Origin of the sequence: Pseudomonas sp. PvP025 (assembly GCF_017832155.1) — a bacterium.
Taxonomy (GTDB): Bacteria; Pseudomonadota; Gammaproteobacteria; order Pseudomonadales; family Pseudomonadaceae; genus Aquipseudomonas.
Map to the genome: position 1 here is coordinate 822481 of NZ_JAFIBJ010000001.1, position 21759 is coordinate 844239.

The 21759-nt window shown below is 61.8% G+C and carries 14 protein-coding genes; 8 read left to right on the forward strand and 6 right to left on the reverse strand.

The annotated features are described in order from the left end of the window. The first annotated feature begins 4 nt into the window (after window positions 1-4). From JOE32_RS03380 to JOE32_RS03400, 5 genes are all read left to right on the forward strand, one after another. Complete coding sequence (locus JOE32_RS03380) at window positions 5-2557, forward strand: acyl-CoA dehydrogenase (protein WP_209981430.1); 2553 nt, start codon at window positions 5-7, stop codon at window positions 2555-2557. Window positions 2558-3018: 461 nt separating this feature from the next. After that, a complete protein-coding gene (locus JOE32_RS03385) occupies window positions 3019-4362 on the forward strand; it encodes a 3-oxoacyl-ACP reductase (protein WP_209981432.1) in 1344 nt (447 codons plus the stop codon). 3 nt (window positions 4363-4365) lie between these two features. After that, complete coding sequence (locus JOE32_RS03390; RefSeq protein WP_209981433.1) at window positions 4366-5256, forward strand: MaoC/PaaZ C-terminal domain-containing protein; 891 nt, start codon at window positions 4366-4368, stop codon at window positions 5254-5256. Beyond that, on the forward strand, window positions 5253-6551 hold the full coding sequence (locus tag JOE32_RS03395) for an acetyl-CoA C-acetyltransferase (RefSeq protein ID WP_209981435.1): 1299 nt from the start codon (window positions 5253-5255) through the stop codon (window positions 6549-6551). Before JOE32_RS03390 ends, JOE32_RS03395 begins: the two co-directional genes overlap by 4 nt. 31 nt (window positions 6552-6582) lie before the next feature. Continuing rightward, a complete protein-coding gene (locus tag JOE32_RS03400; protein ID WP_209981437.1) occupies window positions 6583-8286 on the forward strand; it encodes an AMP-binding protein in 1704 nt (567 codons plus the stop codon). 563 nt (window positions 8287-8849) lie between these two features. Here JOE32_RS03400 and JOE32_RS03405 read toward each other — a convergent pair. The 5 genes from JOE32_RS03405 to JOE32_RS03425 all read right to left on the reverse strand — a co-directional run bounded on the left by JOE32_RS03405 (window position 8850) and on the right by JOE32_RS03425 (window position 14023). Beyond that, window positions 8850-9827, reverse strand: coding sequence for a D-glycerate dehydrogenase (locus JOE32_RS03405; protein ID WP_209981440.1), 978 nt, complete (start codon window positions 9825-9827; stop codon window positions 8850-8852). Continuing rightward, complete coding sequence (locus JOE32_RS03410) at window positions 9824-11116, reverse strand: MFS transporter (protein WP_209981441.1); 1293 nt, start codon at window positions 11114-11116, stop codon at window positions 9824-9826. Before JOE32_RS03410 ends, JOE32_RS03405 begins: the two co-directional genes overlap by 4 nt. A gap of 45 nt (window positions 11117-11161) precedes the next feature. Continuing rightward, window positions 11162-12103: a sugar kinase gene (locus tag JOE32_RS03415; protein ID WP_209981444.1), complete on the reverse strand. Its 942-nt coding sequence runs from the start codon at window positions 12101-12103 to the stop codon at window positions 11162-11164. Then, on the reverse strand, window positions 12096-12878 hold the full coding sequence (locus JOE32_RS03420; protein ID WP_209981446.1) for a TIM barrel protein: 783 nt from the start codon (window positions 12876-12878) through the stop codon (window positions 12096-12098). The genes JOE32_RS03415 and JOE32_RS03420 overlap by 8 nt, the downstream gene beginning before the upstream one ends. A gap of 86 nt (window positions 12879-12964) precedes the next feature. Next, complete coding sequence (locus JOE32_RS03425; protein WP_269325509.1) at window positions 12965-14023, reverse strand: LacI family DNA-binding transcriptional regulator; 1059 nt, start codon at window positions 14021-14023, stop codon at window positions 12965-12967. 273 nt (window positions 14024-14296) lie between these two features. On the opposite strand from JOE32_RS03425, the gene JOE32_RS03430 reads away from it, so the two are divergent. The 3 genes from JOE32_RS03430 to JOE32_RS03440 all read left to right on the forward strand — a co-directional run bounded on the left by JOE32_RS03430 (window position 14297) and on the right by JOE32_RS03440 (window position 20980). Further along, window positions 14297-16234 (forward strand): hypothetical protein, encoded by a 1938-nt coding sequence (locus JOE32_RS03430; protein WP_245228949.1) that lies wholly within the window; start codon window positions 14297-14299, stop codon window positions 16232-16234. Window positions 16235-16383: 149 nt separating this feature from the next. Beyond that, the gene (locus tag JOE32_RS03435) at window positions 16384-18453 is read left to right on the forward strand and encodes a hypothetical protein (protein WP_245228951.1); all 2070 of its coding nucleotides are present in this window, start codon (window positions 16384-16386) and stop codon (window positions 18451-18453) included. A gap of 712 nt (window positions 18454-19165) precedes the next feature. After that, a complete protein-coding gene (locus JOE32_RS03440; RefSeq protein WP_231423696.1) occupies window positions 19166-20980 on the forward strand; it encodes an autotransporter outer membrane beta-barrel domain-containing protein in 1815 nt (604 codons plus the stop codon). 50 nt (window positions 20981-21030) lie between these two features. Here the strand turns inward: JOE32_RS03440 and JOE32_RS03445 are convergent, their stop codons facing one another. Then, window positions 21031-21672, reverse strand: a complete 642-nt coding sequence (locus JOE32_RS03445) for a DUF1345 domain-containing protein (protein WP_209981449.1) — start codon at window positions 21670-21672, stop codon at window positions 21031-21033. Window positions 21673-21759 lie beyond the last annotated feature (87 nt).

Consider the following 21759-nt stretch of genomic DNA (forward strand, 5'->3'; position numbering starts at 1 on the left):
TCCCATGGTTATCTGGTTATTGGTGGGTTTCGCCGCCGCGATTGTCCTGGCGTATCGACAAGCCGCCGCCGCGCTGTGGCTCGGCACTGGCCTGGTATGGCTGGCGATGGGTTACCTGTTCAGCGTGGTGGCGGGTGTGGGCATCACCCTTGCGGCGCTGCTGGTGGTAGTGCCCGCGCTGCTGCTGGCGATCAAACCGCTGCGCCGTGCGCTGTTGACCGGCAAGGCGCTGGCGCTGTTTCGCACGATCATGCCGGCGATGTCCGACACCGAGCGTGCGGCCATCGAGTCCGGCACCGTGTGGTGGGACGCCGAACTGTTCAGCGGCAAGCCCGACTGGCAGCGCCTCTTGAAAGCCGCGCCGGCCAGCCTGAGTGCCGAAGAGCAGGCCTTTCTCGACAACGAAGTCGAAACCCTGTGCGACATCGCCAACGACTGGGAAACCACCCAGGTCTGGCAGGACATGTCCCCGCAAGCCTGGCAGTACACCAAGGACGCCGGGTTCCTCGGCATGATCATTCCCCGGCAGTACGGCGGCAAAGGCTTCTCCCACTACGCCCATTCGCAGGTGGTGATGAAGCTGTCGACCCGCTGCTCGGCAGCGGCGATTTCGGTGATGGTGCCTAATTCCCTGGGCCCCGCCGAACTGCTGTTGCATTACGGCACCGATGCCCAGCGCAACTACTACTTGCCGCGCCTGGCGCGGGGCGAAGACATCCCGTGTTTCGCGCTGACCAGCCCGTATGCCGGCTCCGATGCCGGTGCGATTCCCGACCTCGGCATCGTCTGCAAAGGCCTGCACGAGGGCCAGGAAGTCCTTGGCTTCAAAGTCACCTGGGACAAGCGCTACATCACGTTAGGGCCGATTGCCACGGTGCTCGGCCTGGCGTTTCGCGCCGAAGACCCCCAGGGCCTGCTCGGCGCGCCGGGTGCGCTGGGCATCACCTGCGCATTGATCCCCACCTCGCACCCCGGGGTGAACAGCGGCCGTCGCCACTGGCCATTGAACGCGGTATTCCAGAACGGCCCCACCACCGGCAAGGATGTGTTCATTCCGCTGGAGTGGGTGATCGGTGGCCGTGAACAGGTCGGCAATGGCTGGCGCATGTTGATGGAATGCCTGGCGGCGGGGCGCGCGATTTCGCTGCCATCGGCCAACGTCGGCCTGGGCAAGGTTGCGGTGCGCGGCACCACCGCGTACGCGGCAATGCGCAAGCAGTTCGGCCTGCCCATCGGCAAGTTCGAAGGGGTGCAGGCACCGCTGGCGCGCATGGCCGGGCATCTGTATGCCTGCGATGCGGTGCGCAAGGTGTCGGTGGCGTCGCTGGATGCCGGGGAGAAGCCTTCGGTGATTTCGGCCATCGCCAAGTACCACGTCACCGAACGTGCGCGGATGATCGTCAACGACGGCATGGACATCGTCGCGGGCAAGGGCATCTGCATGGGGCCCAACAACTTCCTGGCCCGTGCCTACCAGCAAAGCCCCATCGCCATCACGGTGGAAGGCGCGAACATCATGACCCGCTGCCTGATCATCTATGGCCAGGGCCTGATTCGTTGCCATCCCTATGTGTTTCGCGAGATGGAAGCGGCGCGCAACCCGGACCGGCGCAAGGCGCTGGAAGCGTTCGACAGCGCGATGTTCGGCCATATCAGCTTTGTGCTGGCCAACACCGTGCGCGCGGCGGTGCATGGTCTGACCGGCGGCCGCCTGATTGCCGCTCCGGCCCACACCGAACCAGCGCTGGCGTGCTACTACCGCCAGGCCAATCGTCTGTCGGTGGTGCTGGCGCTGGTGTCGGACGTGTCCATGGGCGTACTCGGCGGTGCCCTCAAGCGCAAGGAAAGCATCACCGGGCGCCTGGGCGATGTGCTGTCGCAGTTGTACATCCTGTCCTGCGTGCTCAAGCGCTTTGAAGACGACGGCCGGCCCCAGGCGGACCTGCCGTTGGTGCACTGGTCGGCCCGTGATGCATTGCTGCGGGCCCACGAAGCGTTGGCCGAAGTGCTCGATAACTACCCGTCCAAAGCGGCGGCGGCGGTGCTGCGTGGCTTGAGTTTTCCGTTGGGCATTCCCCAGCGCAAACCGTCCGATCGCCTGCTGGCCGAGGTCGCCGACCTGGTGCAGACGCCCTGCGAAACCCGCGACCGTTTGCTCGCTGATTCCTATATTCCCCGGCCGGAAATCGACAAGCTGGCTTATGGCGAATTGGGCTTCCGGTTGCTGCCTCAACTGGAGTTGATCGAAGCGCGGCTCAAGCCTGCGATCAAACAGGGCCTGCTCGAACCGATGCCGATTTCTGCCACGGCCTTTACCGCCTGGCGCGTCAAGGCGCGGGCGCTGGACCTCATCAGCGACGACGAAGACAGCCTGCTCGGGCGCTATGTGGAATACGCCGACCACGCCATCCAGGTGGACGACTTCGCGCAGGACTTCGGTTTGCTGGAGGCACTGCAGCAGCGCAAGCAAGCGCTGGAACCGGCCAAAGTGGCGAGCGGGCTTACCCCGCGTTGGGGTGCGAAGCAGCCCCAAAACCAGCCCACGCGGAGTGCCTGATACCACGCATTCGTCTTACGGGGGCTGCTTCACAGCCCAACGCGGGGCAAGCCCTAATGCCGTTCAGTCAAGGAAAATGTGTGGGCTTATTGTGGCGAGCGGGCTTGCCCCGCGTTGGGGTGCGAAGCGCCCCCCATCGAGCAAAACGCGGTGTACCTGATACGGCTCAGCGCCTGGCTTTGGGGCTGCTGCGCAGCCCAACGCAGGACAAGCCTGCTCGCCACAGGGAATCTGCGCTTAGCTGAACGGCATTAGGGCGCGCTGCAACATCAGGCCGGAGCCTCTGTGGCGAGCGGGCTTGCCCCGCGTTGGGGTGCGAAGCGCCCCCCATCGAGCAAAACGCGGTGTACCTGATACGGCTCAGCGCCTAGCTTTGGGGCTGCTGCGCAGCCCAACGCAGGACAAGCCTGCTCGCCACACAGGCCTGTGGCGTTTTCGAATAGTGTGCAAGGAATGTATTTATGAGTGACCGCTACCTTTCGTTCGTCAATTCCCCCTGGGGGCGACGCGTGGCCCAGGCCGCCGGCCTGCCGCAACCCGTGCCTCTGCAGCGCCATCGCAGCGGTCAGGCCGCGTTGGTCAATCCGGTGATCGTCGCCGGGGCCGGGCGTCTGGTTGAGCCTGTGCAGCGCCTTTTCACGGCCACCGACACCGTCGCTGCCATCCCGGCGACGCTGAAGGCGCCGTCCACAGTGAAGGTGCAGGGCGCGGTGTTCGATGCCACCGGCGTGGTCGACGTGCAGCAGCTCGACACGCTCTACACTTTCTTCCACGCCAATGCCCGGCGCCTTGGCCCGCAGTCACGGGTGGTGGTGCTCGGCACCGCGCCGGAACACTGCCAGGCGCCGCCGCAGTCCATCGCACAACGCGCCCTCGAGGGCCTGGTGCGCTCGCTGGCGAAGGAGCTGCGTCGGGCCATTACCGTGCAGTTGCTCTACGTGGCGCCGGGCGCCGAAGACGCGCTCGACAGCAGCCTGCGCTTTTTCCTGTCGCGCCGCTCCGCGTATGTCTCGGGGCAAGTGGTGCGCCTGGAGAAACCGGTGGACGGCCAGGTCGCGGTCGACTGGGACGCGCCCTTCGCCGGTCGCCGTGCGTTGGTGACCGGCGCCAGCCGGGGCATCGGCCTGGCCATCGCCCAGGTACTGGCCCGGGACGGCGCCCATGTGGTGTGCGTGGATGTGCCCCAGGCCCGGGATGCCTTGCAACAGGCGGCGAGCAGCGTGGGCGGCGCGGCCCTGGCGCTGGACATCACCGCCGCGGATGCCGCCGCCCTGTTGCACGACCACATCAGCCAGCACGGCGCCTTTGATGTGGTGGTGCACAACGCCGGGATCACCCGCGACAAGACCATCGCCAAAATGAGCGAAGACGCCTGGCGCAGTGTGCTGGCGGTCAACCTGCAAGCGCCGTTGCAATTGAGCCAGGCGTTGCTCGACCAGCAGGGCCTGAACCCGGGCGGGCGCATCGTCTGCGTGTCGTCGATTTCCGGCATCGCCGGCAACCTGGGGCAGAGCAATTACGCCACCTCCAAGGCCGGTGTGATCGGCTTGGTGAACGCGCTGGCACCCCAGGCGGCGGCGCAGCAAGTGACGGTGAATGCGGTGGCGCCCGGGTTTATCGAAACCCGGATGACCGCGAAAATTCCGCTGATGATCCGCGAAGCGGGGCGGCGCATGAATTCGCTGTCCCAGGGCGGTCAGCCCATCGACGTGGCCGAGACCATCGCCTGGCTGGCCCATCCGGCCTCGGGCGGGGTCAATGGCCAGGTGGTGCGGGTGTGCGGCCAAAGCCTGTTGGGAGCCTGAGCCATGGACTACGTGACGCAGATCATCGACCCGCCACCGTCGCGCAGCCGGCTGCTGCTGGACGGGGTGCGCGCCTTGCGCAAGCCCGCGCTCGACGGTGCACCGCCGTTGCCCACTCAGCGCCTGGTGCGTTCGGCCGTGGAGCTGTCGCCTGCCGGTATCGCCGCCTATGGCCGTGCCTGTGGTTTCCGGCGCGAGCAGGGCGTGCCGCTGTCCTATCCCCACGTGCTGGCGTTTCCCTTGCACCTGATGTTGCTGACCCGGCCGAGTTTTCCGTATCCGGCCAGCGGCATGGTGCACCTGGCCAACCGCATTCGTCAGCATCAGCGTTTGCACGAAGGCCAGGCCCTGCGCCTGGAGGTGTATTGCGAACGCTGGGTGGCCCACCCCAAGGGTCAGGCGCTGAGCATCGCCACTCGCGCTTACGGCGCAGGCGCTCTGGTGTGGGAAAGCGACAGCCTTTACTTGCGCCGCGAGGTGGAAAATCCCGTCGGCGAGCTGTGGGACGACGCGCTGCCCTTGCCGGAAGAAGGCCTGTTGCGCACCCAGCGCTGGGTGTTGCCCGCCGACCTGGGACGTCGCTTCGCCAGGGTGTCGGGGGACTTCAATCCGATTCATACCTCGCTGATCGGCGCAAAAATCTTTGGTTTTCGCCGCGCCATCGCCCACGGCATGTGGACCCTGGGCCGGGCGCTGGCCGCCGGGCAACCTCCGGGCGGCCTGGCCGCAGCCGAGGCCCATTGCGACTTCAAATTGCCGATCTTCCTGCCCGGCCAGGTCGCGCTGTGGAGCCATCCGCTGAGCGGCCCGCGCCGGGCATTCGAAGTGCGCAACGTCGCGGGCGACAAGCCGCACATGCGCGGGCTGTTTATCTGGAAAGAGAACCTGGCATGAGTGACTACAGCTTCAACCCGGCGCCGACCCGCCGCGTAGCGATCATCGGCGGCAACCGCATCCCGTTCGCCCGTTCCAACACGGTGTATGCCTTCGAGAGTAATCAGGATTTGCTGGTGGCTGCGCTGCAAGGCCTGGTGGATCGCTACAACCTGCACGGCCAGCGCTTGGGCGAGTTTGCCGCAGGCGCGGTGATCAAACATTCGCGAGACTTCAACCTGGCGCGCGAGTCGTTGCTGTCGACCACGCTGTCCCCTCAAACGCCCGCCTACGATGTACAGCAGGCCTGCGGCACGGGGCTTGAAGCGGCGTTGCTGGTGGCGAACAAAATCGCCCTCGGCCAGATCGAGGTGGGCATTGCCGGTGGCGCCGACACCACGTCCGATGCGCCCATCGGCATCAATGAATCCCTGCGCCACGTATTGCTGGCGGCCAATCGCGGCAAAGGCCTGGGCGATAAGCTCAAGGCGCTGCTCAAGGCGCGCCCGGCGATGCTGTTCAAGCCACTGCTGCCGCGCAATGGCGAGCCGCGCACCGGCCTGTCCATGGGTGAGCATTGCGAAGAAATGGCCAGGCGCTGGCAGATCAAGCGCCTGGCCCAGGACGAATTGACCCTCACCAGCCATCAGCGTCTCGATGCCGCCTACACGCGTGGCTTTTTCGATGACCTGATCAGTCCCCATCGCGGCCTGACCCGCGACAACAACCTGCGCGCCGATACCAGCCTGGAAAAACTCGCCGGCCTGGCGCCGGCCTATGACCGCGAGCACGGCACCCTCACCGCCGGCAACGCCACGCCGCTCACCGATGGCGCCTCGGTGGTGCTGCTGGCCAGCGAAGCCTGGGCCGCCGCCCATGGCTGGCCGGTGCTGGCTTACCTGCGCACCGGCGAGACGGCGGCGGTGAATTTCGTCGACGGCAGCGAAGGCCTGCTGATGGCCCCGGCCTACGCCGTACCGCGCATGCTCAAGCGTGAAGGGCTGGGCTTTGCCGATTTCGATTTCTTCGAGATCCACGAAGCATTCGCCGCCCAGGTGCTGTGCACGCTCAAAGCCTGGGAAGACCCCGACTATTGCCGCGAACGACTGGGCCTGGAGGCGCCGTTGGGCGCCATCGACCGCGCGAAGATGAACGTCAACGGCGGCTCGCTGGGCTGCGGTCACCCCTTTGCCGCCACCGGAGGCCGGCAACTCGCCGCGCTGGCCAAGGCCATCCATGAACGCGGCGGCGGGCGCGGCCTGATCTCGATCTGCGCAGCGGGCGGCCTGGGCATCACCGCCATCGTCGAAAAATAGCGCCACCCATAACAACAACAGGGAAACTGCCATGAACGCTATCAGCCTGGAACAGACCGAACGCATCTGGTTGAACGCATACCTGCCCGGGGTTCCGGCAGACATTGAGGCCGATATCGAGGCCTACCCATCGTTGCGCGAAGTGTTCCTCGAACACCTGGAGAAGTTTCGCGACCGCGTGGCGTACGTCAGCATCGGCACCGAGATGACGTACGCCGACTGGCAGGCTCAGGGCATTGCGTTTGCCGCCTGGCTGCAGGGCCAGGGCGTGAAGAAGGGCGACCGCGTGGCGCTGATGATGCCCAATTGTTTGCAATATCCGATCTGCCTGCTGGGCACGATCCTGGCCGGTGCGGTGGTGGTCAACGTCAACCCGTTGTACACCTCCCATGAGCTCAGGCACCTGCTCAAGGACAGCGGCGCCGAGACCGTGGTGATCTTCGAAAACTTCGCCCACACCCTGGAAAAAGTCATGCAGGGCAGCAGTGTCAAACGCGTGGTGGTGGCAGCCATCGGTGATCTGCTCGGCACCTTCAAGGGCGCGGCGATGAACTTCATCCTGCGCCGTGTGCAGCAGCAGGTGCCGGTGTTCAACCTGAGTGGTTCGGTGCGTTTCAACCAGGTGCTGAAACAGGGGCGGGCGCTCAATCACCTGCCGGTGCCGATGCAACGCGATGACCTGGCCTTTCTGCAATACACCGGCGGCACCACGGGCGACGCCAAGGGTGTAATGCTCAGCCACCGCAATATCATCGCCAACCTGTTGCAGGCCAAGGCCTGGGTCGGCGACCAGTTGGACCCGGCGCAACAGCAGAGCAACGTGACGCTGCTACCGCTGTACCACATCTTTTCCCTGACGGTGAACTGCCTGATGTTCATGTGCCTGGGCGGGCGCAATATCCTGATCGCCAACCCACGGGACGTGAAGCGTGTGCAGATGATCCTGCGCAAGGAACGCTTCAACGGGATCGCCGGGGTGAACACGCTGTTCAACGGATTGCTGGAGAACAAGGACTTCTGCGCGCGGGATTTTTCCGCCCTGCGCCTGGTGATCGCTGGCGGCATGGCCACCCACACCGCGGTGGCCAAGCGCTGGAAGGACGTCACCGGGCTGCCGATCATCGAGGGCTACGGTCTCACCGAATGCTCGCCGGTGGTGAGCATCAGCCCCATCGATATTTCGCGCATGCGCGAGATGGAATTCACCGGCAGCATCGGCGTGCCGCTGCCGTCGACCTGGGTGCGGTTCGTGCGGGCAGACGGCGAGATTGCCGAAATTGGCGAGCAGGGCGAACTGCAAGTGCGCGGCCCGCAGGTGATGCAGGGTTACTGGAAGCGGCCCAAAGAAACGGCGGAGGTATTGGACGCGCAGGGGTGGTTGTCGACCGGCGATATCGGGGTGATGGATGAGCGCGGGTATATCCGTCTGGTGGATCGCAAGAAGGACATGATTCTGGTCTCGGGTTTCAATGTGTACCCCAACGAGATCGAAGACGTGGTGGCGATGCATCCCGGCGTGGCTGAAGTGGCGGCCATCGGGGTGGAGGATGGGGTGACCGGGGAGAGGGTGAAGATTATTGTGGTGCGCAAGGATCCCAGCTTGAGCCAGGCGCAGATTCTGGCACATTGTCGGGAGTATTTGACGGGGTACAAGGTGCCCAGGTATGTGGAGTTTCGGAGTACGGAGTTGCCCAAGACTACGGTGGGGAAGGTGTTGCGCAGGGCTTTGCGGTGAGCTTTTTGGCTGGGTTTTACGGGGTACATATCTGTTATTTGGGTAACGGCTGATTATGGTTCCGCCCTTACGGCGGGTCACTTTTGGAAAAGAGCCCGGAATGCCGGCCCAGCCAGCTTGCTCCCGATGAGGGTGGGTCAGTCAGCTTATGGGTAGCTGACCCACTGCTATCGGGAGCAAGCCCCCTCCCACATTTGGATCTCCATTTGTCTGAATGGATATCACACTGCTCTGCTCTGGCTTTTGATCTGCTTTGGCTTTTGATCTTGATCTTGATCTCAGGCGCCCCGTCAACCACGCTGGCCGCACGCAGGCTTGAATCCGTGGCTAACCCGGCAGGACGCCGGGTTAGCCGCGCTGGGCCAGGGATGGCCCATCGCGGCGGCCCACGGATTCAAGCCTGCGTGCGGGCACACCGAGCCTGAGCGAGGTGCCGAGTGGTGGGGCAAGAGCCCTTTGGTTACTTTGGGGCTTTTCCAAAGTGACCCGCCGTAAGGGCGGAACCCATATCAGCCATTACCCAAATAACGAATATGTCCCCCATAAAACCCCAAAAAAAGGGCTCAACCCACATAAGCCCCCGGATTCACCAAATTCAAAGGCCGCTCCCCGCCCAACGCCGCCAGCAGATTATCAACCGCACACCTGGCCATTGCCTCCCGCGTTTCATGAGTCGCCGAACCAATATGCGGCGTCGCCACCACATTATTCAACCGCAGCAACGGCGAAGCATGCTCCAGCGGCTCACGCTCAAACACATCCAGCCCCGCCGCACGAATCGTGCGCTGTTGCAACGCATCCACCAGCGCCGCCTCGTCCACCACCTTGCCCCGCGAGATATTGATAAAGATCGTCTCCGGCCCCATCAGCGCAAACTCGCGTGCGCCGATCAGCTTTTCCGTCTGCGCTGTCAGCGGCAACGTGAGGCACACAAAGTCAGCCTGTTGCAGCAGGTCGTCCAGGCTGCGGTACTGCGCAGCAAAACGCGCGTCCACCGCAGGTTTTGGCGAATGACTGTGGTAGATCACCGGCATGCCAAAGCCGAAATGCCCGCGTTGGGCCAGGGCTTCGCCGATGCGCCCCATGCCGACGATGCCCAGGGTCTTGCCGTGCACGTCGCTGCCAAAATGCGCGGGGCCGATGTTTTTGTGCCATTGACCGGCGCGCACCATGTCGGCCAGTTCCACCACCCGGCGGGCGGTGGCCAGGATCAGCGCAAAACCGGTGTCGGCGGTGGTTTCGGTGAGTACGTCCGGGGTATTGCTGAGCAGGATGCGGCGTCGGGTGAGGTAGTCGATGTCGTAGTTATCGACGCCCACCGAGACGCTGGCCACGGCCTCGAGTTTGGGCGCCAGGTCGAGCAGTTCGGCGTCCAGGCGCAGGCTCGCGCCGAGCAGGCCGTGGGCGCCGGGCAGGGCGTCGCGCAGTTTGGCCAGGCCGGCTTCGTCAAGGGCATCGATCAGGGTCACGTCTGCGTGTTCGTGCAGGCGCGCCATCAGCGGCGCGGAAAGTTTTTTGTACAGCACGACGGATTTTTTCATGAGGTCTTTACCTTCAGCTCCAGAGTAGGTGAGGACGCGCGGTCGCTGGCGCCGGGCTTGAGGAAAATGGTCAGCACAACTGACAGCATCAACGCACCGCTCATCAGCAGGTAGGAAGTGCCCGGCGAACCGGTGCTGCTGTTGAGGTAGCCCACCAGGTACGAGCCGCCGAACGAGCCGAGGGCGCCCATGCTGTTGATCAGTGCCATGGCGCCGCCGGCGACGTTGGCCGGGAGAATTTCCGGCACGATGGCAAAAAACGGCCCATAGGGCGCATACATACAGGCCCCGGCAATCACCAGCAGGGTGTAGGACCACCAGAAATGTTCGGCGCCCAGCGCGTAGGACGCATAGAAGGCGATGGAGGCAATCAGCAGCGGCGGCCACACGAAGCGTTTGCGCTTTTGCAGTTTGTCCGAGCCCCACGACACCACGAGCATGGCGATCACCGCCGCCAGGTACGGCAGCGCCGACAGCCAGCCGGCCTCGACCATGTCCATCTGCAGGCCTTTCTTGAGGATCGACGGCAACCACAACACAAAGCCGTATACGCCGATGCTCCAGCAGAAAAACTGCAGCGCGAGAATGATTACCTTGGGCGAGCGAAACGCTTCGGCGTAGTTTTTTACGGCCTTGATGCCCACCTGTTCGGCGGCGAGGGCGCTTTCCAGGCTGTGTTTTTCGCTGTCGCTGAGCCATTTGGCGTCCTTGGGGCGCTCGTCGGCGAGTTTCCACCAGATAAACGCCCACAGCACCGCCGGCAGGCCTTCGATGATGAACATCCAGCGCCAGCTGAAATGCTGCACCAGGTAGCCGGATACCACCGACATCCACAGCATGGTCACCGGGTTGCCGAGGATCAGGAAGGTGTTGGCCCGCGAACGTTCGGCACGGGTGAACCAATAGCACAGGTACACCAGCATCGCCGGCATCACTGCGGCTTCGACCACGCCGAGCATGAAGCGAATCACGATCAGCATGTAGGCGTTGGACACCACGCCGGTGAGGGTGGCGAGGCCGCCCCAGAGGATCAGGCTGACGAAAATCAGTTTTTTGACGCTGCGTTTCTGCGCGTAGATCGCCCCCGGCACCTGGAAGAAGAAATAGCCAAGGAAAAACAGCGCACCGAGCAGTGATGACATGCCCGGCGTGATCATCAGGTCTTCGGCCATACCGGAGGCGGCGGCGAAGCCGTAGTTGGCGCGGTCCAGGTAGGCCAGGCTGTAGGTGATGAACACGATGGGCATGATGTACCACCAGCGGCGGGTGGCGAGTTTCACGGTTTCCATAAGGTTGCTCCTGAGCTTGTTGTAGTTGTGGCAACAGGGAATGGGTTATGCGACGGATCGGGTGGTCAATTCAGCACGGGTCGGCAGGCCCTCCATGTCGCCGCGACTTTGCACGGCGCGGCTGCCGATCCAGTTGCCGCGCTGCACCGCTTCGGGGAAGCTCATGTTTTCCAGCAGGGCGCTGATCATGCCGACCGCGAAGCCGTCGCCGGCACCGACGGTGTCGACCACTTTGTCCACCGGCACGGCGGCGATAAATCCCTGGTCCATCTGGGTGCGGAAATAGGCGCCGTCCGCGCCGAGCTTGATGGCCACGGCTTCGGCGCCCTGGTCCAGGTAGAACGCGGCGATATCGGCCGGGTCATCCAGCCCGGTGAGCAGACGCCCTTCGTTCAGGCCCGGCAGTACCCAGTGGGCGAGGGCGGCAAGGGCGTTGATTTCGCGGATCATCTGTTGCTGACTGGCCCACAATGCCGGGCGCAGGTTGGGGTCGAACGACACACTGCGTCCGGCCTTGCGCATCTGCGTCATCAACTCGAAGGACAGCGCGCGCGTAGCGTCGGACAACGCCGGCACAATCCCGGTGGCATGCAGATGCCGCGCCTGCAGCAGCGCCGGGTTCAGCGAGTCGACGGACAAATGGCTGGCCGCCGAGCCCTTGCGGAAATACTCCACCTGAGGATCGTTGCCCGTCTCTTCGCGGGACTTGAACTGAAAGCCCGTAGGGTGCAGCGGGTCGACCGCCACATGCCGGCAGTCCAGCCCTTCGTTTTGCAAGGTGTCGACCACAAAGCGGCCGAGGGAGTCGTTGCCCACCCGGCTCAGCCAGGCGACCTTGAAACCCAGGCGCGCCAAACCGATGGCGACGTTGCTGTCGGCCCCGGCAATGCGTTTGTGAAATTGCATGACCTGAGCCAGATCACCGGTTTGCTCGGCGACCAGCATCGCCATGGTTTCGCCGAACGAAAGGATATCGATCTCAGGCATGGGCACTCTCCGCGCGAGGTTGGCCAAGGCAGGCGAGGGCGGCGACCTGGCGGGCAGTGACCTCGACCAGGTCATCGCCCTGCAACGGAAACTCCACCGCCCGGGTAATACCTTGGTTCATGTGTTTGAGTAATTGTTCCCACAGGTGCAGGTCGGTGACACTGGGCGGCAGTGCGACCAGCTTGCCGTCCGCACGCCGGGCCACGGCCTTGCAATGCAGGTAATCGACGTGCCTGCCCAGCAGGCGCGCGGCCGTGAGGGACGACTGGTCCTGCCAGTGCCAGTTGCCGATATCGAAGGTCATCTTCACTGGCAGGCCAAGGCGCTCGACCTCGCTGAAAAAACGCTGCATCGGTTCGATCCGCCCGCCATGCAGGGTCTGGTCGTTTTCCACCAGCAACTGCACCGCGTGCCGGTTGAGCAGGGCGTGCAGGCTTTGCAGGTCGTTGGTGTCGGTGAAGTAGCCGAGGGAGACTTTCAGCCAGCGCGCGCCAAAGGCCTGGGCACGGTCCAGGGTGGCGGCGAGTTCCGCATTCGGCTGGGCGCGGCCGGCCACCCACAGCTCCAGCGGTGAAGAAAATACCGCTTCGAGGCCATGACTGGCAGCGGCCTGGGCCAGCTGGGCGGGTTGCTCGGTGGTCAGCAATTCTTCGCGCCACTCGATGCGTTGCGCGCCGGCAGACGCCAGCAACTGGACGAAACTCAATTGGCCCTGCTGGCGAACCAGGTCGGCGCCGTAGCTGGAAAGGCTGATGGAAACGGGGTAGTTATGCATTGTTGTGTACCTCTGAAACCGGTTTCATTTTTATACGCAAACAAATGTGGGAGCTGGCTTGCCTGCGGTAGCGGTGGGTCAGTCGACTACTGCTTCGTCTGATAAACCGTCATCGCAGGCAAGCCAGCTCCCACAGGTAATTGGGTGGAGCCTCGGATAATCAGTTGCGGCAAAAAATCCAGCGTGCGCGTCGGCGCGTCATCACCGCGCAGGCGTTTGAGCAGGCAATCGAAGGCGCTGGCGCCAATCGCTTCGGTCGGCTGGGCGAGGGCAGTAATGCCGTTGCCCACCAGCGGATACCAGTCCAGGTCATCCAGAGCGATCAGGCCGACTTCCTCAAACAACGTGCAACCCAGGGCCTTGAGCGCGCGCGTACAGGCCAGCGCGGCAATGCCGTTGGCGCAGAACAGCGCCTTGGGGCCAGGGTTGGCAAGAAAGGTGTGCAAGTGCTTTTCCAGCGCACTATCCAGCTCCAATACCGCGCCGGTCAAACCAGGGCGGGCGGCGATTTCGGCCTTGAAACTGGTCTGGCGTTCCAAGCGGGAACTGGTGCCGTCGGCGGCTTCGCTCACCAGCAACACATTGAGATAACCCTGCTGTTGCAGATGCTCGACGGCGATGCGCACGGCTGCGGCGTTATCCAGCCCTACCAGGTCGCTATGCAGCGGCTCAACCTTGCGGTCAACCAGCACCAACGGCATTTCCTGTTGCAGTTCCAGCAATTGATCAAGGTGATGGCCGAGGGTATTCACGATCAACCCTTCGATGTTGTACGAGCGCAGCGCGGCGAGGTGCTGACGCTCCTGCTCGTCGCAACGGTCGGTGTTGCACACCACCAGGCTGTAGCCATGCTGGCGGCAGGCAGTCTCGACGCCATGCATCACGGCAATCGAATAGGGGTTGCGGATATCGGCCACCAGCATGCCGATCAGGCGCGTGCGGCCACGCTTCAATCCACGTGCCATCTGGTTGGGGCGGTAGCCGAGTTCGCTGATGGCCTGTTCGATGCGCAGGGCAATGGCATCGGAGAGCAGGGCGCGGTCGTCGCCGATAAAGCGTGACACGCTGGCTTTGGAGACGCCTGCGCGCTGGGCCACGTCAAGCATGGTCACGCGGCTGCGCTGGGCGGAGGAAAAGGAAGTCACGATAGCGGCCTTTCTTATTGGAGTGTGCGGTTCCCGCGTGGGCATGCGAACGATGAAACCGGTTTCATAAAATGCCAGGCTGCCGGGTTCCGTCAAGGACTATTTGGAAATGCTCGCTGCGCCGAGCTGGAAAAAACCGACGAATGGATGGGGCCACCTGTTAGTTATGACAGTATCCGGGTACGGGCTTTCAGCGTTTAATTTTTCCTACAGCAGCCAGGAAGTGCTCTTCCCCTGACATGCGGTGGCGAAACTAATCCCGAGGCCTGGAACATGACCATTATCGTAAAGCCCTATTCGCGTCGTTCCGGGCTGACCGCGAGGATCGCCGTCACCTCAACTGGCCTGGACCCGCTAACGGTACCGGGCGTCAATACCGCAGACGGCAGAGGCGTGGTTGCGCAAAACTTGTTGCTGGCTCCGCTGAAGCTGCAAATCCCCGCCTGGCAACCCATCCCGGACGCGGTGGATGATCCCATGCATACCTGCGAGGTCTGGTGGGAGAGCGATGATGGCGTCAGGCTTCTCGACCGGTTTTACGTGGGCGCGCCACCGCCGGACATGCCCGCGTTTTACGAACGTGAAATCAGCCTGCTCAACCTGCGCAGCCGCACTCGGGTCGCTCACCTTTATTACAGCGTTCGCAACGCCAGCGGGCAGACGTCCAGCGATCCCAAAGTGACGATCACCATTGACCTGGAGCGCCCGACACTGCTGCGCCCAACCGACAGGCTGGAGTTTCAGGTGCCTCCCGTGCCGGTGCTTGATGAGCAATATGTGCTCGACCATCAACCCACGGTCTTCAAGCTTCCGGCTTATAACATCGAGGCGCCCGGGGATCGTGTCGAGATCTATTTATCCAATTCGAGCACCCCTCCGGTGGCGCAGGCAGACGGAGGCTCGCCAGTGAATTTCGGCACTGTCCCGCGCACGGCCACGCTGAATGCTGATGCTTTTCGAGATCTGAATAATGGCCAGGCTTATGCGTTCTTTCGAATTTTCGACGAGGCCGGCAATTTCAGCGAGATGAGTGCGGGCCTGCCTTTTGTGATGGGGATTGGCTTGCCGGCGCCAAGCATTCGTCCTCCTGCCTATGACGATCGGTTGATCAAGCGTGATGACGCGCGTGCGGGCGTGTTCGTTCGTATCGACTATCCCGGATGGTCGGCAGCCGCCGGGCATCAAGTGATCGTGTACTGGGATGCTCGGCCAACGAACGCGCAAGGGGTGTCCCGGATGCCTTTCGAGGTTGAAATTCCGTGGCCCGTTCTAAGAGGACCCAAACCTGCGTTGGCGGCAGAAACTGTGCAAGTGCGTTACGAGGTGATCGGCCTCAATCTTTCGCCGACACCGTCAGCGCCCCTCGCGGTCAATGTCAACCTGACGATTGCCGGGCAGGATCACGCCAATGCGCCCGCGTTGCTCAACCCGACGCTGGCGCCGGTGGAAGTGGTGGGGCGCACCGGCACCAATCTGCTGGTCAACGACGACAGGGGCTACCCCATTCGTGTGCGCGTGCGTCTGTTTGATACGCCGCGACCAGGGGACACACTGCAGCTGTTCTGGAATGGCGACGGTCCGGTGGCCACTTATTCGGTAAGGGCGGGCGATGTAGCCGGTAGCTGGGTGAATTTTTCCGATGTGCCGGCTGCCGTGCTCGATAGCACCACCGTGACCGCTCACGCGGTGCATTACATCACCAGCAACGGTGTTAACGAGCAACGTTCCCCGGTGACCACGGTGAATGTCAGGTTCGTACCGTTGCCTGCACCGGTGGTGCAACACACGTTAACCAATGGTTATTTGACCTGTCGCTCGCAAACCCAACCGGTGAATGGGGTGGCGTGGTCGATGTTGGCCAATGGGGTGCGCTGGTTTATCGCCGCGCACACCGGCCTGCGGGTGGGCGACACGATAAGGTTCAAGTGGCAAGGGTTTAACGAGAATAACTGGAGCACCCAGAATTCGAATGTTGTATTCGAGCGGTCATTGCGTTGGGAACCTGAATACGCTGCCGCAGGAACAACGATCGTCGTGGACGCCTACGACACGGCGTTGTACCCCTTGCGTAATTTCAAATCCGCTACCGGCAGTTATGAGGTATGGCGTGACGGAGTGAAAGTGGGCGCGTCCGCGCCCGGGTGGGTGCGAGTTGATTTGACTTACTCCACCGGTTGTTACTGCACGCCTCGCGGAGTTGTGTGCGGTTGAACGAAGTTGTTTTCGCCTTCCGTAATCAGGTGAGTTGTTGTGGCGTTGTTTGCAGGCTTTAAAAAATTCGTGGTTGATGAACCCATCAGGTTCATTCAATTAACGAGGCGTGTCCTGATGTTCAGTGGCTTACTGTCCGGAGCAAGATAATGGAATCTACAAACAGAGAAATCATTGACAACTTTGTACCCAAATTTCCTAACGATTACACGCCTCAGCGATTTGACATCGCAGCGCTTGAAGATCAGGTACCCGGTTATACCGGCTTGCTTTCACGCACGGGCTCAAAGAAGCAACAGACTAACTACAATATTCCCCTGTGGATCGGTGCCAGTACCGACTCGCTCCAGCCCGATATCGTCACCTTAGAGATTGCTCCCTATCTTGATCTGAGCGGCCTGGACTCAACTGCTGAAGATGCCTATTTCGCTAGCAACAGCAGCAGATTTCAACGTTCTCTGAGCAATCAGCCTGACCCTGTGCCGTTGCCGATACCACAGTCCTATCGTGCCCCCGGCTTGTATTTGATCAGGTACAGGGTGTTCGTCGCGGACTCGGGAGTGGATAACTATTCGGTCGCGCAACTCCTGGTCGTTGACGAGACGACTCCTTACGACGGCCCCCGCGTCAAGCCTCCCGCACCACAGCTGCCTGCGGGTATGACCGGACCGCTGGATCGCGCGTTTATCGCCAGCCAGCCAAACCAGACGGTAAACCTTCCGATTCCATACAGCGCGCTGGACGGGCTGTCTCCGGACGATACCGTTGAAATGTTTTTTGGCTCTTCGGACAGACCCTACGTGTTCACGCCTGCCCCAGGCACCGACACGAAATATCGCCTGGATCCGGCCTTGCCACCGTCTATCCCACTGCCGCTGTGGGTGGTTGAGGCTGAAAAGAAAGGGAATTACACAGTTCGCTACGTCATATCCGACGTTGCCGGCAATCCCTCTGAAATATCCTACAGTCTTGACCTTGAAGACTTGGTTGAGGCTCCCGCACCTTCAGACTTCCTGACACCGCAGGTCGAACTCGCCGCCCCGGGTGACGGTTTAATTAACATCAAAGACGTGGCTGATGCGAACGGTGTCAGGGTGATGATTCCGTCCTACCTGAACGTTGTGCGTCCGACAGACCAACTGGTCGTCACGCTCTCCTCGTCGTTTGGGTCAATTCCCATAACCGTACCGGTGGGCAACACGCCCTTTGCGATTCCGGTTACATTCACGCCCGCCAACATGGATACGCTGTACGGGCCTCGAGCGGCGGGCAAGAGCCGGGTGCCGGTGACGGCATCCTACCAGGTAAGACGCGGGACCAGCATCTATCCGGCCGCGCCGTTAAGCACTCCATTCGATCTGGACCTGTCGGTGGTGGGGCCTGACCCCACGCCGCCAGGGGACGTCAACACCAACCTGCCGCCAGTCGTGGTTCAGGCGATACGTGCCGGTGGTACATTCGGGCCACCCAATCACCTGGAGGCGGCCGACGTGAATCTGCCTGCCAGAGCGCTGGTGCCATTGTGGACGGCGGCGGTGCTCCCCCAGGATTCGTTGCCTTTCACGGTGACGTTGAATTACGGTGGTCGGCTGTATCCGCAGACCGTCACGGCCATTCCTCCGTCTGGGGCCATCGAATTCCAGATTCCCTTCGCCGATATCAGGACGTTGGGCGGTCCTACCCAGCCGGCGTCTTACACCCTCACCTCGCTTGCCAGTGCAAACCCGCAGACGTCGCCCCCTACACTGGTCAGGGTAGACTCCGTGATTCTGCAAATGAGCGCACCGAGGGTGCTTAACAACACCGGAACGCTCAACTGCGACAGCCTGCGACCCATTAACAGTGGCAACCTCGTCGTGCATATTCCCGGTTCGGAATATTTGACGGCAGGGCAGTTCGTCAGTGTGACGTTCGCCGGTTATCAAAACAACACCGGTTCGGGGGCTGCGGTGGTTACTGAAGTTCGAACTTTCTCGGTGCCGGATGATGTGGCGGCCCGTAATGGTTTCGATGTGACGTTCCCTGCAAACTCTACGCTTCTGTTTAATCCAATTAACGCCAATAGGTCGTTGTTGACCACTGGTTCTGCAACGGTCACTACCAGCACGCTGTACCTTGGCTCGACAGTGTCCTCGCTTCCCGCAACTTATCGTGTTCGAGGGTTCAGGCCTGCCACCAGTAGCGCCAACTACTGTGCCGGGGGGGCAGTGCCCACGTAATTGAAGTTCAAGCGTAAATGCCAAAGAGGGGCGTCACCCTCTTTGGTGTTTTCCCCATTTATTATTATTTATTGTGCAACGGTACCGCTGCAATTGCGCCTACGCATCTCGCTGCGTATTCAATTGAATTGTTCGGAAATGTCCTACAGATTTCGGGCTTGCACTGATCAATCATGGCGCCGCTTGATTGGCTGGGTCTCAAATGGTTTAGAACCCGCCCTATCGTTTCGTGCAGGAACTAGAGGTTCACTATATGTCGGCAGTCTTTAACTTCAAACCCACCCCCCTGAGCGTTGCGTTGACGGCCCCAGCCATTGCGTTATTGCTTTTGGCAGCGCCCAATGCTCACGCGCGAACCATAGTTACACTCCCAAATACCTCGATATCGAGCACGACGCGTGTTGATGATTATTCGCTGAACCCAGCCTCAAGCTTGATTGCCCACGGCGCCATCACCAATCAGATTGTGATGAGCGGTGCAGGCCTGACGGCAGAGGCAGGTAGCAGGACGTTGGATATTGATGCAAGGCAGCAGTCGACTGTGGTCATCGATGGCTCACAAGTGACTGCCCGTTCCATGATAAACCAGGCCATTCTGGTTACCGGCAACAGCAGCCTGCTGGTGACCAATAACAGTACGGTTACAAACTCTACCGGTTGGGGTGTGTCCGTCACCCGGACGACAGGGGGAGTAGACGGTTCAAGGGCCACGGTGAAAGACAGCAGCGTCACCGGCTCGACCCGTGGTATTTCGTCTGCCGGCTACGGCGTGGTGAACCTGGATAATGCGCGTGTCGAAGCCACGGCCGCGACGGGTGTCGGTTTGGTGCTGCTCAACGCCGACGCTGCGGCGCGCAACAACAGCCGTATCATCGGCGGCGTCAATGGCGTCAACATGCGCACCGACGCCACACTGACCCGCACCAACTCGTTGATCCTCGATAATTCCGTGGTCCAGGGCAAGACCGGCGCGGCCATCCTGGTGAACCCGCCCGTTGGCAATGGCACCCATGCCGATATTCAAGTGCTTAACGGTTCGAACCTGCTCAGCGGCAATGGCGACCTGCTTCAGGTAGCCAATAACTCCACCGCGAACATGAACGTCGACAACAGCAGCCTGTTCGGTGATGTGCGCATTGGCGCGGGCAGTACGGGCACTGTGCAACTCAATAACAACGCGTCGCTGACCGGCCAGTTGTTCAACGTCAAGCAACTGGATGTCAACAGCAATGCCCAGTGGGTGCTGGTGGGTGACAGCCAGGTCAACGCGCTGAAAATGGGGGGCGGTAATGTAGTGTTTGGCGACCCCGCGCAATACGTCCAGTTGAACACCAACAGCCTGACCGGTAACGGCACCTTCAAGATGCACACCAACTTCAACACCGGCGATACCGACCTGTTGAATGTCAACGGCAACGCCGAAGGTAATCACCAACTGCTGGTGGGCGCCAGTGGCTCGGAATTGGCTACCGGCAACGCAATCAAGGTCGTGCACACCGAAAGTGGTGGTGCCAGGTTCGGCCTGGTAGGCGATACCGTCGACGTCGGTGCGTTCGAATACGGGCTCAAGCAGGAAGGCACCGACTGGTTCCTGGACACCGAGAAGCGGGGCACCAGTACCAGCGCCAAGGCCGTATTGGCGCTTGCCAACGCGGCACCGGTCGTACTGCGTGGCGAGGAAAGCATCCTGCGCACACGCATGGGTGAAGTCCGCTTCGGTGAAGGCAAAAGCCAGGGCCTGTGGATGCGCGGTTACGGTAACAAGATTGACGTAGCGGCCAACAGCAACGGCGTCGGCTACTCCCAGAATCAGGCAGGCCTGAGCCTGGGTGCAGACTGGGCGATGGATGAGCTGTGGACACTGGGTGTGATGGGTGGTTACAGCAACTCCAACCTGGGCCTGAGTCGCGGCAGCAGCGGTATGGTCAACAGCTACTACGCCGGTCTCTACGGTATTTTTCGTGATGACGAGAGCGGGGTGTATGTGGACCTGACGGCCAAGGTCAACCGACTGAACGGCCAGAGCCAGGTCAACATGAGTGACGGTCAGCGCGCCAAAGGCAAATACTCGCAGGACGCGGTAAGTGCTTCGGTTGAAGTCGGCAAGAACATCAAGCTCGATGACGACGGTTTGTATCTTGAACCCTTCGCGCAGTTGTCCGTCGCCGCTGTTGGCGGTTCCAACTACACCATGGACAACGGTCTGAAGGCGAAGAGCGATCGTGCCACGTCGGCCATCGGCAAGGTGGGCATGACCGCCGGTAAAAATATCCAGCTCGACAGCGGCGGCGTCCTGCAGCCGTACCTGCGTGCGGCGGTGGCACGTGATTTTAGCCCGGACAACAAGGTCTATATCAACGACCAGGCCTTTAAAAACAACCTGTCGGGCGGCAGTTACGAGGTCGCGGGCGGCATGGCGGTGTCGTTGTCGCCAAGCCTGAGCGTGCATGCTGAAGCCACGCACATGAAAGGCAAGGCCTACGATCAGCCGTGGGGCGCCACGGTAGGCGTGCAGTACGCGTTCTAAGGGACTCACGCATGCGAAAAGGGGAAGCTCAGGCTTCCCCTTTTTGCGTTTTAACCGAACAACCCTGCAGCAATATTGATCGAAAAACCCAGAATCGCCGTATTGAACAGAAAGCCGATCAGCGATTGCCCCAGCACCACCTTGCGCAGGCTGCGCGTGGCCACGCCCACATCCGAGGTCTGCACCGCCACGCCGATGGTGAACGAGAAATACAGAAAGTCCCAGTAATTGGGCGTACGCAACCCTTCGGCAAAGCGCAGCGCGGGCTCGTCGCCCTCCCAGGTGTAAAAGAGGCGGGCGTAATGCACGCTGAAGATCACCCCGATCAGTAGCCACGAACCGATCACCGTCATCCCGGTAAAACCGTAGTGCAGCAGGCGCGCGGTGCTGTCCAGGTCCTTGATGCCCACCAGATTCAGGGTGATGGTCGCCAGGCTGGCAATCGCGGCGATGCACACCACGAACAGCACCAGCCCGGCGTTCTCGTCTTCGATCTCGGCGATGCGTTTTACGTCGTCGGCGCGCGAGCGGCTGGTCAGCCACAGCATCAGCAGCAGATAGGTCCAGACGCCGGCGTTCCAGCCGATCAGGATTTTGCCGATCAGCGTATCGGCCGGAGCCAGGATGCCGACGGCAACGCCGAGGACGGCGGCGCAGGAAAGGCGAGGGTGGGTGCGGGCAAGGAAGGCCATGGGTGCTCACAACAGGGTAGTTGAGAGCACCATAGCCTATTCGGTTGCACTTGATCATGAACTCGACAGCGAACACCGGGGTGTCGA

Bases quoted from the DNA above. Each gene is read 5' to 3' on its own strand.
- JOE32_RS03380 (WP_209981430.1), top strand. From the start codon at position 5: ATGGTTATCTGGTTATTGGTGGGTTTCGCCGCCGCGATTGTCCTGGCG.
- JOE32_RS03385 (WP_209981432.1), top strand. From the start codon at position 3,019: ATGAGTGACCGCTACCTTTCGTTCGTCAATTCCCCCTGGGGGCGACGC.
- JOE32_RS03390 (WP_209981433.1), top strand. From the start codon at position 4,366: ATGGACTACGTGACGCAGATCATCGACCCGCCACCGTCGCGCAGCCGG.
- JOE32_RS03395 (WP_209981435.1), top strand. From the start codon at position 5,253: ATGAGTGACTACAGCTTCAACCCGGCGCCGACCCGCCGCGTAGCGATC.
- JOE32_RS03400 (WP_209981437.1), top strand. From the start codon at position 6,583: ATGAACGCTATCAGCCTGGAACAGACCGAACGCATCTGGTTGAACGCA.
- JOE32_RS03405 (WP_209981440.1), bottom strand. From the start codon at position 9,827: ATGAAAAAATCCGTCGTGCTGTACAAAAAACTTTCCGCGCCGCTGATG.
- JOE32_RS03410 (WP_209981441.1), bottom strand. From the start codon at position 11,116: ATGGAAACCGTGAAACTCGCCACCCGCCGCTGGTGGTACATCATGCCC.
- JOE32_RS03415 (WP_209981444.1), bottom strand. From the start codon at position 12,103: ATGCCTGAGATCGATATCCTTTCGTTCGGCGAAACCATGGCGATGCTG.
- JOE32_RS03420 (WP_209981446.1), bottom strand. From the start codon at position 12,878: ATGCATAACTACCCCGTTTCCATCAGCCTTTCCAGCTACGGCGCCGAC.
- JOE32_RS03430 (WP_245228949.1), top strand. From the start codon at position 14,297: ATGACCATTATCGTAAAGCCCTATTCGCGTCGTTCCGGGCTGACCGCG.
- JOE32_RS03435 (WP_245228951.1), top strand. From the start codon at position 16,384: ATGGAATCTACAAACAGAGAAATCATTGACAACTTTGTACCCAAATTT.
- JOE32_RS03445 (WP_209981449.1), bottom strand. From the start codon at position 21,672: ATGGCCTTCCTTGCCCGCACCCACCCTCGCCTTTCCTGCGCCGCCGTC.